This is a genomic window from Pseudoalteromonas sp. APC 3893 (genome assembly GCF_030408095.1).
GTDB lineage: Bacteria > Pseudomonadota > Gammaproteobacteria > Enterobacterales > Alteromonadaceae > Pseudoalteromonas.
In genome coordinates, this window is the sequence record NZ_JASDCD010000004.1 from 41,189 (window position 1) to 57,256 (window position 16,068).

The window sequence follows — 16,068 nt, forward strand, 5'->3', positions numbered from 1 at the left end:
AATAAATGGCAGACAATGTAACCAGATGTAATTTAGCGCTACGTTTTAACATAGTACCTAATAAGAGTCTTAAAAAATGGTAATGTGTATGTTGTTTCAATAATGTGTGCTTTGTTTTTGTTTTGAATATATATTGGTATCAATATGATATTTAAGGTGAAATTATGTAAGCATATATTTACAACGTCCTGTTTAGATTGTTTTTTAGTGTTTTTTTATTCCTGTTATTAACTTTATTTAAATTAAATATAAATATTTTAGTGGTTTAAATCGGCACTAATGTTAATTTTGTATAAAAAGTGGTGTTTGTTTTGTCACCAGTTAGACAAGTGGCATGGAACTTTTTGCAATAAGCTGCTTAATTAGCTGATTTTTTGCAAAACTGTAATGCGATATGGCAATGGCAACTAGCTGCTAATTTTGGCATTATGGCAGGTAATAAAAACAATGCTGCTTATAACTAGTGCAGCAAAGGAATAGACATGCATATTCATATTTTAGGTATTTGCGGCACTTTTATGGGTGGCATTGCCGCGATAGCTAAATCATTAGGTCACACAGTTACTGGCTCAGATCAAAACGTATATCCCCCAATGAGTACCCAGCTTGAAGAGCTTGGTATCACACTTACTCAAGGCTATGGGATTTCTCAACTAGAGCCTGCGCCAGATATGGTTGTCATAGGGAACGCGATGAGTCGTGGTAATCCGTGTGTAGAGTATGTGTTAGATAAAGGCTTACCTTATACATCAGGTCCAGAGTGGTTAAAACATAACTTACTACAAGATTCATGGGTGTTAGCTGTAGCGGGGACTCATGGTAAAACCACAACAGCAAGTATGCTTGCTTGGATACTCGAATATGCCGGTTTGAAACCAGGGTTTTTAATAGGTGGAATTGTACAAAATTTTGGAATGTCAGCCCGAGTCGGTGACACCCCGTTTTTTGTTATTGAAGCAGATGAATACGACACTGCATTTTTTGATAAACGCAGTAAGTTTGTACATTACCTGCCGCGTACACTGATTTTGAATAATTTAGAATTTGATCACGCTGACATATTCGACGATTTGAATGCAATAATAAAACAATTTCATCATTTGATGCGTACACTACCAAGTACAGGTAAAGTAATTTGGCCCAATGATGAACAGGCTTTAACTGAGGTCATTAATCAAGGCTGTTGGAGCGAAAGTGAAACGCTTGGTAGTGATTGGAATTATAACTTACTTAAGTCTGATGGCAGTGAGTTTAGCGTTTTGCTTAATGGCGAGTCTGTAGGGACTGTTAAGTGGCAAGTAATTGGTGTGCATAATGTTAAAAATGCCATTATGGCTATTGCTGCGGCGCGTCACGTGGGCATTGCAATGGAGCACAGTATTGCAGCTTTAGCACAGTTTATTAGTCCAAAAAGGCGAATGGAACTTAAAGCGGATATTGCTGATATTAAGGTTTATGATGATTTTGCCCACCACCCAACGGCAATTAAAACCACGCTTGCGGGCCTGCGTGCTAAAGTAGGTAATGATAAGATTATCGCTATTTTAGAGCCGCGCTCTAACACAATGAAAATGGGCGTTCATCAACATACATTATTAGCATCATTAGTTGATGCCGATGAGGTTTATTTATTTGAACCTGACAATCTGAGCTGGTCTTTGAATGAGCAAGCGCAGCAAGCGGGAATGAACTGCTTATCCAGTACTGACGAAATAGTGACTCAAGTGGTTGATAAAGTGCGCCCGCATCAGCATATTTTAATTATGAGTAATGGTGGGTTTAATGGTTTACACGAGCTATTGATTAGCCATTTAACTGATAAGTTTAATTAAATTTAAAGAGAGAGCCACAGTGCAATATAAAGAAACCATCACTCTTGCGTTTAGCGGGGCGTCAGGTGCCCCTTATGGCTTACGGTTGCTTGAAGTGCTTTTAGCACAACAATTTAGAGTGTATGTATTGATATCAAGTGCAGCACGTGTGGTGCTTGATACTGAGTCAAATATTAAGCTCTCAGCTAATGAAGACAAAGCCACCGAGCAATTATGCACACTTTTTAATGCGCAACCTGAGCAACTACAAGTATTTGGTAAAGATAACTGGTTTAGCCCGGTTGCGTCAGGCTCTGCGGCACCGAAAAAAATGATTGTTTGCCCATGTAGCGCAGGCTCGGTTTCAGCGATTGCAGTAGGTGCATCTGATAATTTACTAGAGCGTGCTGCTGATGTGGTTATTAAAGAGCGTGGACAGCTTATTTTAGTGCCACGAGAAACCCCATTTAGTGAAATTCATTTAGAGAATCTGCTTAAACTTGCTCGGTTAGGGGTTACAATTATGCCAGCAGCGCCGGGTTTTTATCATCAACCGGAGTCAATAAGTGACTTAGTTGATTTTATGGTGGCACGGATTTTAGATCATTTAAACATTGAGCATACCCTCACTAAACGCTGGGGTTATGGGGAAGGTAAAAAGTGAGCAAACAGACAATAGCGTTAAACATTAAAGGCCTGAATAAGGTTTATAAAAATGGTGTAGAAGCAGTAAAAAACATTGATTTAGAAGTACAAAAAGGCGATTTTTTTGCACTGCTTGGTCCCAATGGCGCTGGTAAATCAACAACAATAGGGGTTATTTCTTCATTAGTAAATAAAACCGCAGGTGAAGTTGAAGTATTTGGTCATAATATTGATACCCATTTAGAAGCGGCTAAATCAGAGCTAGGTTTAGTGCCACAAGAGTTTAATTTTAGCCAATTTGAAACTCTGACTCAAATATTGGTAAATCAAGCAGGTTATTACGGTGTTCCTCGTAAATTAGCCCATGAGCGAGCCGATAAATACCTGACGCAGCTGGGCTTACTTGATAAAAAAGATAAACAAGCGCGCACATTATCGGGTGGAATGAAACGTCGCTTAATGATTGCTCGCGCACTAATGCACGAACCTAAGTTACTTATTTTAGATGAACCAACGGCTGGTGTTGATATTGAACTTCGCCGCTCCATGTGGGATTTTTTAAGGCAAATTAACGAGCAAGGGGTGACGATTATACTGACTACTCATTACCTTGAAGAAGCTGAATTATTGTGTAAAAACATCGCAATTATTGACTCGGGAATCATCGTTGAAAATACTACAATTAAAGCTTTGTTAGCCAAACTGGATAAAGAAACCTTTATTCTGGACTTAAAGCAGCCTGTGCAGGCGGTGACCCTAGATGGCTATCAGTTCTCTATGGTTGATGATCATACAATTGAAGTTGAAGTTGCGAAAGCACAAGGCTTAAATGCCGTATTTTCAGCACTTACTGAGCAAGGTAATACAGTATTAAGTATGCGAAATAAGGCAAATAGGTTAGAAGAATTGTTTGTTGGTTTACTAGAGCAAGGGCGGGAGAAGTAGATGTTTAAATACGGCGTAGCCTTAAAGAGTTTATGGATAAAAGAATGTATCCGCTTTTTGCGTATTTGGGTTCAAACACTCGTACCACCTGCTATTACAATGAGTTTGTATTTTGTTATTTTTGGTAACTTAATCGGCTCTCGTATTGGTGATATGGGTGGGTTTAGTTATATGGAGTTCATTGTACCTGGCCTTATTATGATGTCGGTGATCACTAATTCATATTCTAATGTGGCATCCAGCTTTTACTCTACAAAATTTCAAAAAAGTATTGAAGAGCTACTCGTTGCACCTGTACCTAATTATATTATTGTACTTGGTTATATGGGTGGCGGGATGACGCGAGGCATGTTGGTAGGCTTAATTGTTACTTGTGTATCCTTGTTGTTTGTTGATATTCAAATTCATAACATTTTTGTTATTATCGCGACTGTGACTTTAACCTCGGCAGTGTTTGCATTAGGTGGATTAATAAATGCAATTTATGCAAATAGCTTTGATGATATAAGCATTATTCCTACGTTTATTTTAACGCCACTGACCTACTTGGGAGGGGTGTTTTATTCAATTACTTTGTTGCCTGATTTTTGGCAAGGTGTATCGCAGGTTAATCCAATAATTTACATGGTTAATGCCTTTAGGTATGGTTTTTTAGGTGTGTCAGATGTTGATTTATCAGTTGCATTTGGTGTGTTATTTTTATTTATTACAGCCTTATTTACATTAGCATTGACGTTAATTAAAAAAGGTGTGGGGCTTAGACACTGATGAGTGATGCAAATTCACGTAGTATTGTATCAAACCAAGATGGCTTACATGATAAGCTGGATGAAATAGTCAATAAGCATTTAACAGCGCAGTTTAAAAAACCTATTGCAGCACATACACAAACAGCATTTGATCAAGTAAATGAAAAGGTACAGGCTTTTACAGGCCCGCTTATTTTAGATTCTTGTTGTGGGGTGGGTGAGAGTACAGCTAACTTAGCTAAGCGTCACCCTGATGCGTTAGTTATCGGTATAGACAAATCATCACATCGTTTGGATAAACATGAAGTTGAATACAAGCAGACTGACTCAGGCCACTATATTTTAGTGCAGGCTGACTTAAACGATTTTTGGCGTTTAGCTGTGGCAGCTAATTGGCAGCCAACACATCACTATTTACTTTATCCAAACCCTTGGCCTAAAGCGAAGCATATTCAGCGTCGTTGGCATGGCGCTGCAATATTTCCATTTATTGTTAAATTAGGTGGCCGGTTAGAAGTGCGCAGTAATTGGGATATATATGTCAAAGAATTCGCTCATGCTCTTTATTTGGCAGGCCAAGAGACACAGGTTGAACTGTATGAAAGCGAAGAAGCAATCACTCCGTTTGAGCGTAAATATTGGGCGAGTGGTCAACAGAGTCACCGGCTAGTAATCGATTTGGATTAACGATCTGCGTGTGGGGAGATATCTGCGGAGCCGCACAGGCAAAGTAGTGTCCTTGCATTAAGTTTACCTTTGCTTTTATTAGTGCGTTGACTATCGGCTTACTTTCAACGCACTCTGCAATAACATGTAAATTTAGTTGTTTTGCGAAACTAGCAATATGTTCAATATAAAGGTAAATATCTTGGTCGTTAATAATTTGTCGTATTAAAGAACCATCTAACTTTATACCGTCTACGTCGAGCTTTAAAACATTGGAGATATTAGAGTAACCAGTACCAAAATCATCAATGATCACTTTTACACCACGCTGTTTAACCATACTTATAAATGTTTTCACTTCGGAGAAGTTCGCGATTGCTTCGGTTTCTAATAATTCGAGAGTAATATTGCTTGGCTGTGGGTAGCGTTTAAGCTCGTCTGCTAAGAACTCTGTTAAGCTTGGATCTAGCATGTCTTGTGCTGTGATATTTATACTCCAGCAGATACTTGTTTTTCTAAATCGCTCAAAGCATTGATTAAGCATGGTTCTGGTTAACATACCATCCATACGAGAGCGGTTTACTACATTTAAAAATGCATCGGGCAGTAATATCTCGCCATGACAAGTGATCATACGTGCTAGGCATTCGTATTGTATAATTGAGTTGTTTTCATAGTCATAAACAGGTTGAAAATAAGGCACTATGCGATTATTTTCAAACGCTTCTCGCACATCCTTTGCCATTTCTACATTATATTGGTATTGATTTTTAACATCATGTAATGCGATTGAGTAGTTCACAACATTGAATCGGCCTTGCTTAGCTTGTAGCGCAGCAATGTGCGCATTCTCAAGAAGCATGGCTTTATTACCACTGGCTATACCTGCACATAATGTAATGTAAATAAAGGGGTCGGTTAGTAATGGAGTGCTACAATTATAATTTTGAATAAGATCGCTAAACCCCGTGTGTTCTTCATCAAAAGGGGCAATCAAGACTATTTTATTCGTTGCTAAGCGAAAGATTTTACTGCTAGCTGGGCGACGTAATGCAAAGTGTTCTAGGAGGCATTTCATTACTTTGTCACCCACTTCTGTACCATAAAAACTATTAATGTCTTCTATTTCATTTACCCAAATAACTGCAACTTGCATGTGAGAGGTCGATGATTGTTTTATATAGTAATCAAGTGCTATGTGATTTGCGTAACCGCTGCTGCTATCAGTAGATAAAGCACGTTTAAGTAAATAGATATAAATGCCTGCTACCAGCAACGCAATAAAAAAGAAGAAGCTAGCAAGGGCTGCCGCTTTAGAAACACTCTCGCTCAGTTGCTCGTTTAAATCGTAGATTGTGATATCAGCACCGGTTAAATAGGTATGACCGTTTTTATCAACGTACGGCACGAATATACTTTTGAAATGACCCCATTGATCTTTGGATGTTTCAAACACCGGTTCGGTGGAATAAAAAGCGCTTATATTAGCTTTGGTGGCTTCTGGGTATAAATCAAGGAACTGTGTTACTTTGCCGCTGTTTTGGTCTTCTTGTGTATAGCTAGACGCGCTGAAGTGTACATTGGAATCTTTTAATACCATTGAATACACATAGGCAACATCCAGTGCGTTGGCAAACTCAGACAACTGGCGACTTTTTAGTTGATACATTGAATGAGGGATTAAAACCCCTGCGTTTATTTGGTCGTGGTACTCATTTCCTAATATGTGCTTTACGCTGACTGCAGCATTGAGTAAACGGGCATCAACTTGGCGCATGATATCTGCACGCGTAGTATGATAAGTATAATAAACATAGCTAAGCAAACTAATTAGAAAAACCAAAAAGCCCGCAATTATCCAGTTTGTCCTCAAACTTGCACTTATCATGTTAGTCCCTTATATATTGACGTGGACATTATACAAAAAAATTTGACGGCGACTATATATAATTAGTCTTTAGCGAGGTAAATAATTAATCAATTTATCATTAATCTGTCATGCAATTGTTGGCTTTTATGGCTTAATACGAGACATTTATACTATATTGCAGTAAAGTTAGCGCATTTCGTAGCAACACTGCAGTTTGCCTTACTTATCGAATGTTAGTCTATTTGGGTATTAAGATTGTGAAAAACTGCATTTACTGGGTATCAAGATGGATCAAAAGCGTAGTGCCGTCGCCTCTAAAGAAACGCTGATGCGTATATTTACTGTACCAGAAGCCCCTGACTCAACATTGAGTAAAATCGAGCTTGAGATTTCGAGTAACTTGGCTGGCTTTTTGAATGAAAATATAGCGGCAATAGAAAAGCCATTGCATGAAATTGAAAAAGATTTTCAATCGGCAGTGATCCCTGAAGATCCCACGTTTGTTTCTGCTTATGCGCAGGACATTATGGATCAACTTGTTGCTCATTCGGTGCATACTGCTGCGCCTAGCTTTATCGGGCATATGACGTCTGCTTTACCACACTTTGTATTACCGCTATCAAAGCTCATGGTTGGCCTTAACCAAAACCTAGTAAAAATAGAAACGTCAAAAGCATTCACCCCATTAGAGCGCCAAGTACTTGGCATGATGCATCATCTTGCGTATGGCCAAAATGATGCTTTTTATAGTAAGTGGATGCACAGTGCTAAAACGTCATTGGGCGCGTTTTGCTCTGGTGGTACGGTTGCGAATATTACTGCTTTATGGATTGCTCGAAATCGACTGTTGAAGGCCGACGGTGAGTTTAAAGGTATTGGTGCACAAGGCTTAATAAGTGCCATGCTACATTATGGCTATAAAGGACTTGCTGTACTGGTTTCTGAACGTGGCCATTATTCGTTAGGGAAATCAGCTGATTTACTGGGGATAGGTCGTGACAACTTTATCGCTATTAAAACAGCCAGTAATAATAAAGTTGATATCGGGGCAATGCGCGACAAAGCAAATGAGCTTGAAGCACAAGGTATTAAAGTGATGGCGATTGTCGGCGTAGCAGGCACAACTGAAACTGGCAGCATTGATCCGCTCGATGATATGGCTGATTTAAGTCAAGAACTTGGTTGCCACTTTCATGTTGATGCTGCGTGGGGCGGAGCCACTTTATTATCTGATACGTACCGTCCTTTACTAAAAGGGATTGAACGGGCAGATTCAATCACCATCGATGCCCATAAACAAATGTATGTGCCAATGGGCGCCGGACTGGTTTTATTTAAAGATCCAGCGGCAACCGATGCAATTGAGCATCATGCAGAATACATCTTACGTAAAGGCTCAAAAGACTTAGGCAGTCACACACTCGAAGGTAGCCGGCCAGGTATGGCGATGTTAGTACATGCCTGCTTACGTGTTATTGGCCGTAAAGGCTACGAGATATTGATAGATAAAGGGATTGAAAAAGCACGTTACTTTGCTGATCTAGTAAATGCTGATGAAGATTTTGAGTTAATATCAGCGCCTGAACTGTGTTTGCTGACATACCGTTACGTACCTAAGCAAATTCAGCAAAAGATCGCACAAGCTGATGAACAGACTCGCTTAGAAATTTATGCCTCGTTAAATCGATTTACTGCGAGTATGCAAAAACGTCAACGTGAAGCCGGACGCTCTTTTGTATCACGTACTCGCCTTACTCCTGCAAAGTACGACCACCAACCAACTGTGGTATTTCGTGTAGTGCTGGCAAACCCATTGACCTCAGAAGCCATTTTAAAAGAGATTTTAGCCGAGCAAAAAGAGCTCGCTAAAACAGACCCCGTATTTAAAAAGTTCTTAGCTAAATATATGGATTAGTAGCTTAGTGGTGTTACTTTACTAAAAAGAAACACCACAGCTTTTTACTGTTCAGCTAAAACAACTCGCTTTAATCATCTCACTGATAATATGTTGTGATGACTTAATTTTTTCCATTGCTAAAAACTCATCTGGCTGGTGGGCTTGGTTAATTGAACCAGGTCCCATCACGATCGTTTCACAACCAAGTTGTTGAATAAACGGCGCTTCGGTACAGTAATTTACAGCTACAGCTTGTTCGCCTGAGATTTTTTCGGCTAGTTTGACGAGCGCCGAATCAGTACTACCTGTAAACGCTGGAATAGGTTCATGCATATCAACTACACTGACTGCATCAGGGTATTGGTTATTTATATCTGCCGCGATTGTTAGCAGCATAGCTTGTAATTCTTGTACACTTAAACCCGGTAATGGTCGCATATCAATATGCATTTCACAGCAACCACAAATGCGATTAGCATTGTCACCACCATGGATATGGCCAAGGTTAAGAGTAGGGTAAGGGATAACAAAATGCTCTACTGAATATTTATTCTTTAATTCTTGCTTTAATACTAACAGCCTTGAAGTGACTTGATGCATGACTTCAATGGCATTTAAACCACGCTCAGGATCTGAGCTATGACCTGAGCGGCCTATTACTCTGATTGCTGTGCTCATGTGCCCCTTGTGAGTAAATACGGGAGTCATATCTGTTGGTTCACCAATAATACAGCGTGCTGGTTTTAAATTGGGGTGTTTGCATATTTGTTGCGCCCCTGCCATTGTGGTTTCTTCATCTGCGGTCGCTAAAATTAATATAGGTTGGCTCTGCTGATTTTCATCTAGCTCGCTAATCGCTTGCAATACGAAAGCGAAAAAACCTTTCATATCAATGCTACCTAAACCATAAAGTTTGTTGTCATGTTCGCTTAACTTAAATGGGTCATAATTCCAGCGGCTGTCGTCAAAAGGAACTGTGTCGGTGTGGCCTGCGAGCATTAAACCACCATCGCCTTCGCCACGCTTTGCTAATAAGTTAAAGCGACCCTTAGGCCCAGAAAGTTCAGTTATTTCACAGTCAAAGCCTAACTCTTTGCACCAGTTTGCGAGTAAGTCGATAACGCCTTTATTACTCATAGACAAAGACTCGTCCATAGCACTAATTGAAGGCGCAGCAATCAATTGCTGATACATAGATAAAAACGACGGTAAAGGCATAAAAAAATCCAAAATAATTATTCAATCTAATTGCATAACAATATAAAAGTATTTATGATGAATATCAATTCACTTTTTAAGCATAAATATATTTAAGTAGAGCTATGTTCATTATACGACGATAACGAAATTTCATTCCTAATTAATAGTGCATTGTTCTGCACTGAACACCTATATGAATAACAGTATTAACGATTAAAAGAGTAACGAATGAAAGTAGTCATTATTGGCGCAAGTGGTTATAGCGGTGCTGAGTTAGCCAGCTTAATAGTTAAGCATCCTCAATTAACCTTAACAGGTTGTTATGTATCTGAGCAAAGCTTAGATAAAGGCAAGTTGTTGAGTGATTTATATCCAGAGCATTTAGGTTTACTGGACACACCTTTATTACCGCTAAGCGAAATTGCTTTCGACGAGATAGAGACGAGCGCTGACTTTGTCTGTTTATGTACAGATCACAAAGTGAGTGTTGAGTTAGCGCCTCGTTTTTTAGCTATGGGTAAAAAGGTGTTTGATTTATCCGGTGGTTACCGTTTAAGTAGCAATGACGACTACCAAACTTATTATGGCTTTGAACACCAGCACACAGACTTATTAGCCCAAGCGGCTTATGGCTTAGCTGAGTGGAATGGCGAAACAATTAAAGCGGCGCAACTTGTTGCGGTTGCGGGTTGCTACCCAACGGCGGCATTGAATGCATTAAAGCCATTACAACAAGCGGGTTTATTAGCTGATCAGCCTGTGATTATAAATGCGGTATCGGGTGTTACCGGCGCTGGGCGTAAAGCAAGTGTTGGTACCCACTTTTGTGAAGTGTCACTTGCACCTTATGGTTTATTTAATCACAGGCACAGCCCTGAGATAGAATTACACTTGGGCCATGAGGTTTTATTTACACCGCATTTAGGTAATTTTCCTCGCGGTATTTTAGAAACTATCTACGTCCAATTAAAGACAGACGTAACGCCAGAGCAAGTAACAGATGCTTATCAGGTCTTAGCCGACGAGCCGCTAATTCGTTTGCTTGGTAGTAAGATCCCGTCCATCAAAGGGGTTGCAAAACAGCCTTATGTCGACATTGCGTGGCAACAGCAAGGTGAGCAACTGATTGTTATGGCTGCTATTGATAACTTATTAAAAGGCGCTGCTGGTCAAGCGCTACAATGTATTAATTTAGTTATGGGATTACCTCATAGCACAGGTTTAAAAGGGTAGTTAAGTAATGCAAACATGGGTAATTAAGTTAGGTGGGGCAGTACTTAATACTGAAGATGCCGCAAAAGCATTGTTTGCTGCGCTTGCCTCACAAACCCAAGCGCAATATGTGATTGTGCATGGTGGTGGGGCTTTAGTGGATAGCTGGTTAAAAGAGGCTGGTTTTGCCAGTGCTAAGCACCAAGGATTACGCATTAGCCCTAAAGAGCAAATGCCTTACATTGTCGGCGCGCTAGCAGGTTGTGCAAATAAGCAGCTAATGAGCCAAGCTATTGTTGCAGGTCATAAACCTGTAGGTCTTAGCTTGTATGAAGCCGGTATTATTGCTACGCAAAAACTAAAAGCATTAGGTCAGGTTGGTCAATGTCAAAGCGGTGTTCAAAGTGTATTGCCTGCGCTTTTAAAACAGGGTCGTTTACCGCTCGTCAGTTCAATAGGATTTGGTGAGGACGGTCTTTGGTATAACGTAAATGCAGATGAAGCAGCCGCAGCGATAGCTAAAGAGCTCGATGCTGAAATTATTTTTATGACCGATGTAGAAGCGGTACTTGATGCAAATAAACAGCCGTTACATCAACTTGACACAAATCAGATCAATACTTTAATTGAAGAAGGAGTAATTGTGGGCGGGATGGAGGTCAAAGTTAAGACCAGTCTTCACGCTGCCCAACATTTACGACGAGGTGTGTATATTTCGAGCTGGCAAAAGCCAGATAACTTAATTGCTTTACTTAACGGTGAGCACGTCGGAACAAAAATTACACCATAGGTTTTTACATGTTTAATCATTTTTTATCTGGTCTTGAATTAGACCAAAAAGGCGCACTTAAATTACTTAATCTTGCGCAAAAAATAAAAGCAAATCCCGCTGATTTTAGCCAAGCGCTCGCGGGTAAATCAGTTGTCACGTTATTTGAAAAGCCAAGTTTGCGCACTCGCTTATCGTTTGATATTGGTATTAACAAATTAGGCGGCCATGCGGTTTATTTGGATTCGCAAAATGGCGCTATGGGCGCCCGTGAGTCAGTAAAAGATTTTGCATTAAATATAGCTAGCTGGGCAGACGGAATTGTCGCACGTGTTAATCAGCATAAAACACTGACCACACTGGCTGAGTTTTCCAGTGTGCCAGTGGTAAATAGCTTGTGTGATTTATATCACCCATGCCAAGCCTTGGCTGACTTTTTAACGCTGCAAGAAGTGTATGGTGATGTAAGCCAGCTCAAACTTGCTTATTTAGGTGAAGGCAACAATGTAACGCATTCACTGATGTTATTGGCGGCAACATTGGGTACTGATTTTGTTGCGGTTTGTCCGAAGGGAAGTTCACCGGATTCGCAAATTTTAAAGCAAGCAGAGCAAATAGCCGCAATGAATGGTGCATCCGTAATGGTGAGCGACCGTGTTGAAGCTGCGGTAGGTGCTAATGTTGTTTATGCCGATACCTGGGTATCAATGGGTGATGACACACCGCTTGAACAAGTTAAAGAAAAGTACATGCCGTATCAATTAAATGCAGCATTACTTGAGCAAACAGGGGCTGATACTGTACTACATTGCCAGCCAGCACACCGTGAATTTGAAATTACCTCTGAGGTAATGGATGGTCCGGCGTCAAAAATTATACAGCAAGCAGAAAACCGTATGCACGCGCAAAACGCACTGCTTGTTACATTATTAAATCCAAATTTTGTTTAAGGTATACCAATGAGTTCAATTAAAAAAGTCGTATTAGCCTATTCTGGTGGTTTAGATACATCGGCTATCGTGCCATGGTTAAAAGAAAACTACGGTTGTGAAGTTATCGCGTTTGTGGCTGATGTAGGTCAAGGCGCTGAAGAACTTGAAGGCGTAGAAGAAAAAGCTATCGCATCAGGCGCATCAGAATGTTATGTAGTTGATTTAAAAGATGAGATGGTAAGTGATTACATTTACCCAACGTTAAAAACTGGCTCAATCTACGAAGGTACTTATTTATTAGGTACTTCGATGGCACGCCCAATCATTGCTAAAGCACAAGTTGAAATTGCGCGTAAAGTAGGTGCAGATGCGCTTTCTCATGGTTGTACAGGTAAAGGTAATGACCAGGTTCGTTTTGAATCGTGCTTTGCAGCTTTAGCGCCGGACTTAACAGTGATTGCTCCATGGCGTGAGTGGGACTTATCAAGCCGTGAATCGCTATTAGATTACTTAGCCGAGCGTGATATTCCTTGTTCAGCGTCTGCAACCAAAATTTATAGTCGCGATGCTAACGCATGGCATATTTCTCACGAAGGTGGCGAGCTTGAAGATCCATGGTGCCAACCAAGTGATCAAGTATGGACATGGACGAACTCTCCTGAGCAAGCGCCTAATGAGCCAGAGTTAGTTACCTTAAATGTTGTTGAAGGTGAAGTGGTTGCCGTAAATGGTGAGCAATTAAAACCGTATGACTGTTTAGTGAAGCTTAATGATATTGCATCGCCTCATGGTGTTGGTCGTGTTGATATTGTGGAAAATCGTTTAGTCGGTATGAAATCACGTGGTTGTTATGAAACACCAGGTGGTACGGTGATCATGGCAGCATTACAAGCAATTGACGAGCTTGTACTTGATAAATCAAGCCGTAAATGGAAAGAAGTATTGGGCGGTGAGTTCTCACACCTAGTGTATGACGGTCGCTGGTTTACACCTTTGAAAGATTCAATCTTAGCGGGTGCAGAAGCATTATCAACACTGGCAACGGGTGAAGTAGTATTAAAACTTTACAAAGGCCAAGTAACAGCTGTGCAGAAAAAATCACCAAACAGCTTATATAGCGAAGATTTCGCAACCTTTGGTGAAGACGATGTGTATGACCAATCGCATGCTGAAGGGTTTATTCGTTTATTCTCGCTTTCAAGCAGAATTTCGGCATTAGCGAAGAAGTAATTTAATACGCCCCGTTAAACGGGGCAGTTTCAGGGTTTGGAGATATTTCATGGCATTATGGGGCGGACGTTTTTCTACGGGTCCAGATGAAGCGTTTAAACAATTTAACGACTCACTTCCCTTTGATTATCAATTAGCAGAGCAAGACATTATTGGCTCTGTGGCATGGGCGGGTGCCCTAAAGCAAGTTGATGTACTAACGAGTAGCGAGCATGAAACGCTTGTTGCAGCATTATATGAATTACTCGATGAAGTTAAAGCGAACCCACAAGCTGTGGCGACGTCGGGCGCTGAAGATATTCATTCACATGTTGAAGCTGCACTGATAGAAAAAGTCGGTGACTTGGCGAAAAAGCTACACACAGGACGTAGCCGTAATGACCAAGTAGCGACAGATTTTAGATTGTGGTGTCGTGATACTGCCGATCACTTACTTGAAGCATTAGGGCAATTAAAAGGTGAGTTTATTGCTTTAGCAGAGCGTGAACTAGGTACTATTTTACCTGGCTACACGCACTTACAACGTGCGCAGCCACTGTTATTTAGTCACTGGTGTATGGCATATGTTGAAATGCTTGAGCGTGATGAAAGTCGTTTAAGTGATGCCAAAGCGCGGATGAACTTTTGCCCATTAGGCAGCGGTGCACTTGCGGGGACGGCGTACCCAATAGATAGGCAAACACTTGCCACGGGGCTAGGTTTTACCGCTGCGACTAAAAATAGCTTAGACTCGGTATCGGATCGTGATTTTGTGGTAGAGCTATTAAGTTGCGCGTCTATTTCAATGATTCACTTATCGCGGATGGCAGAAGACTTGATCTTTTATAACTCAGGTGAAGCAGGGTTTATTGAGTTGGCTGATAACGTGACATCTGGCTCATCTTTAATGCCGCAAAAGAAAAACCCAGATGCACTTGAGCTTATTCGTGGTAAAACTGGTCGTGTGTTTGGCTCATTCAGTGCGATGATGATGACCCTTAAAGCCTTGCCACTTGCTTATAATAAAGATATGCAAGAAGACAAAGAAGGCTTGTTTGATGCAATGCCTACTTGGCTTGCCTGCATTCATATGGCACAAGCGTGTATTAAAGGTGTAAAAGTAAATGGCGAACGTACCCTCGCTGCAGCAAAGGGTGGACACTCAAATGCGACCGAACTTGCTGATTATTTAGTTGCCAAAGGGATCCCATTTAGAGAAGGTCACCACATTGTAGGTGTGCTGGTACAAATGGCTATTGCACAAGGTAATAACTTAGAAGATTTAAGTTTAGAACAATTTAAGTCAGTACATAGTATTTTTGAACAAGATGTATATCCTGTATTAGAAATAGACGCTTGTATTAAAGCGCGTCAAGCACTCGGTGGCACATCATTAGAGCAAGTAACCAATGCTGTGAAAGATGCCAAAAAAAAACAGCAAATAACGGTACGTGATGCAAACCTAGATGATGTTGAGTCTATTGCTAAGCTTATTCAGCACTGGGCAACAGTAGGTGAAAACTTACCGCGAGCTAAAAGCGATATGGTGCATTCAATCAATGAGTTTGCAGTCACTGAGGTGAACTCAACGGTTGCAGGCTGTGCCTCTTTGTATATTTATGATACTGGACTTGCCGAAATACGCTCACTAGGAATAGACCCTGAAACTGGCGTAACAGGGCAAGGGCGGCAACTTGTTGAGCATTTACTTGGCAAAGCCAAAAAATTGGCACTCAATCGCATCATTGTATTGACGCGAGTACCTGATTTTTTTGAAAAGCAAGGTTTTACATTCTGTACTAAAGAAAGCTTACCTGAAAAGGTAATGAAAGACTGTGAACTTTGTTTACGCAAAGACAATTGTGACGAAGTCGCAATGGAATTTATTTTGAAGCCAAGTCGAAACACGGAGATCCCGTGTAAAAACGTAGCTTAAAATCCCTGGATGTAAAAGACGTACGGTTACCCCTGTGCGTTTTTTTATGTTCCAGCACATCTGGTATGACCTCCTTCGTCTTTTTCTTCCTTGGAATATTACTAAAAATAGTAAAAAGATCATAAATAGATCAGAATTCATTAAAAGTTGGATCGCTATTTGCTTTGTATTAATTAGATGTTTCTGTAAGGGTACATCTTTGCAATACGCCAAAAAAATATCATAGC

General features: G+C 40.5%; 13 protein-coding genes. 11 read left to right on the forward strand and 2 right to left on the reverse strand.

The window, feature by feature from the left end:
- The first annotated feature begins 482 nt into the window (after nucleotides 1–482).
- Genes mpl through QMA12_RS07605 form a run of 5 tightly spaced genes read left to right on the forward strand, consistent with a single transcriptional unit; the run spans nucleotide 483 to nucleotide 4,837 of the window.
- Entirely contained in the window at nucleotides 483–1,832 is a 1,350-nt protein-coding gene (gene mpl / locus QMA12_RS07585; RefSeq protein ID WP_087533487.1) for a UDP-N-acetylmuramate:L-alanyl-gamma-D-glutamyl-meso-diaminopimelate ligase, read from the forward strand.
- Between the two features lie 19 nt (nucleotides 1,833–1,851).
- Nucleotides 1,852–2,475, forward strand: coding sequence for a flavin prenyltransferase UbiX (locus tag QMA12_RS07590; protein ID WP_290209104.1), 624 nt, complete (start codon nucleotides 1,852–1,854; stop codon nucleotides 2,473–2,475).
- Entirely contained in the window at nucleotides 2,472–3,401 is a 930-nt protein-coding gene (locus QMA12_RS07595; RefSeq protein ID WP_087533489.1) for an ABC transporter ATP-binding protein, read from the forward strand. The genes QMA12_RS07590 and QMA12_RS07595 overlap by 4 nt, the downstream gene beginning before the upstream one ends.
- Nucleotides 3,402–4,169 carry an ABC transporter permease gene (locus QMA12_RS07600; RefSeq protein ID WP_087533490.1) on the forward strand — a complete coding sequence of 256 codons (768 nt, stop codon included), beginning with the start codon at nucleotides 3,402–3,404 and terminating at the stop codon, nucleotides 4,167–4,169.
- Entirely contained in the window at nucleotides 4,169–4,837 is a 669-nt protein-coding gene (locus QMA12_RS07605; RefSeq protein WP_290209106.1) for an SAM-dependent methyltransferase, read from the forward strand. The genes QMA12_RS07600 and QMA12_RS07605 overlap by 1 nt, the downstream gene beginning before the upstream one ends.
- Here QMA12_RS07605 and QMA12_RS07610 read toward each other — a convergent pair.
- Nucleotides 4,767–6,704 (reverse strand): GGDEF domain-containing protein, encoded by a 1,938-nt coding sequence (locus QMA12_RS07610; RefSeq protein WP_087533492.1) that lies wholly within the window; start codon nucleotides 6,702–6,704, stop codon nucleotides 4,767–4,769. The genes QMA12_RS07605 and QMA12_RS07610 overlap by 71 nt on opposite strands.
- 268 nt (nucleotides 6,705–6,972) lie before the next feature.
- Between QMA12_RS07610 and panP the strand changes: the two genes are divergently transcribed.
- A complete protein-coding gene (gene panP, locus QMA12_RS07615; RefSeq protein ID WP_087533493.1) occupies nucleotides 6,973–8,601 on the forward strand; it encodes a pyridoxal-dependent aspartate 1-decarboxylase PanP in 1,629 nt (542 codons plus the stop codon).
- Nucleotides 8,602–8,652: 51 nt separating this feature from the next.
- On the opposite strand, the gene argE is transcribed toward panP, so the two are convergent.
- On the reverse strand, nucleotides 8,653–9,801 hold the full coding sequence (gene argE / locus QMA12_RS07620) for an acetylornithine deacetylase (protein ID WP_290209110.1): 1,149 nt from the start codon (nucleotides 9,799–9,801) through the stop codon (nucleotides 8,653–8,655).
- A gap of 210 nt (nucleotides 9,802–10,011) precedes the next feature.
- On the opposite strand from argE, the gene argC reads away from it, so the two are divergent.
- From argC to argH, 5 genes are read left to right on the forward strand one after another with little or no spacing between them, the layout of a single operon-like run.
- Entirely contained in the window at nucleotides 10,012–11,016 is a 1,005-nt protein-coding gene (gene argC, locus QMA12_RS07625) for an N-acetyl-gamma-glutamyl-phosphate reductase (protein ID WP_087533495.1), read from the forward strand.
- Nucleotides 11,017–11,023: 7 nt separating this feature from the next.
- The gene (argB, locus tag QMA12_RS07630) at nucleotides 11,024–11,785 is read left to right on the forward strand and encodes an acetylglutamate kinase (protein WP_290209112.1); all 762 of its coding nucleotides are present in this window, start codon (nucleotides 11,024–11,026) and stop codon (nucleotides 11,783–11,785) included.
- Between the two features lie 8 nt (nucleotides 11,786–11,793).
- The gene (locus QMA12_RS07635) at nucleotides 11,794–12,714 is read left to right on the forward strand and encodes an ornithine carbamoyltransferase (protein WP_087533497.1); all 921 of its coding nucleotides are present in this window, start codon (nucleotides 11,794–11,796) and stop codon (nucleotides 12,712–12,714) included.
- A gap of 9 nt (nucleotides 12,715–12,723) precedes the next feature.
- Nucleotides 12,724–13,926 (forward strand): argininosuccinate synthase, encoded by a 1,203-nt coding sequence (locus QMA12_RS07640; protein ID WP_290209114.1) that lies wholly within the window; start codon nucleotides 12,724–12,726, stop codon nucleotides 13,924–13,926.
- A gap of 49 nt (nucleotides 13,927–13,975) precedes the next feature.
- Complete coding sequence (argH, locus tag QMA12_RS07645) at nucleotides 13,976–15,841, forward strand: argininosuccinate lyase (RefSeq protein ID WP_290209115.1); 1,866 nt, start codon at nucleotides 13,976–13,978, stop codon at nucleotides 15,839–15,841.
- The last annotated feature ends 227 nt before the right edge of the window (nucleotides 15,842–16,068 follow it).

Bases quoted from the DNA above. Each gene is read 5' to 3' on its own strand.
- argE (WP_290209110.1), bottom strand. From the start codon at position 9,801: ATGCCTTTACCGTCGTTTTTATCTATGTATCAGCAATTGATTGCTGCG.
- argC (WP_087533495.1), top strand. From the start codon at position 10,012: ATGAAAGTAGTCATTATTGGCGCAAGTGGTTATAGCGGTGCTGAGTTA.
- argH (WP_290209115.1), top strand. From the start codon at position 13,976: ATGGCATTATGGGGCGGACGTTTTTCTACGGGTCCAGATGAAGCGTTT.
- QMA12_RS07600 (WP_087533490.1), top strand. From the start codon at position 3,402: ATGTTTAAATACGGCGTAGCCTTAAAGAGTTTATGGATAAAAGAATGT.
- panP (WP_087533493.1), top strand. From the start codon at position 6,973: ATGGATCAAAAGCGTAGTGCCGTCGCCTCTAAAGAAACGCTGATGCGT.
- QMA12_RS07640 (WP_290209114.1), top strand. From the start codon at position 12,724: ATGAGTTCAATTAAAAAAGTCGTATTAGCCTATTCTGGTGGTTTAGAT.
- QMA12_RS07605 (WP_290209106.1), top strand. From the start codon at position 4,169: ATGAGTGATGCAAATTCACGTAGTATTGTATCAAACCAAGATGGCTTA.
- argB (WP_290209112.1), top strand. From the start codon at position 11,024: ATGCAAACATGGGTAATTAAGTTAGGTGGGGCAGTACTTAATACTGAA.
- QMA12_RS07610 (WP_087533492.1), bottom strand. From the start codon at position 6,704: ATGATAAGTGCAAGTTTGAGGACAAACTGGATAATTGCGGGCTTTTTG.
- QMA12_RS07635 (WP_087533497.1), top strand. From the start codon at position 11,794: ATGTTTAATCATTTTTTATCTGGTCTTGAATTAGACCAAAAAGGCGCA.
- mpl (WP_087533487.1), top strand. From the start codon at position 483: ATGCATATTCATATTTTAGGTATTTGCGGCACTTTTATGGGTGGCATT.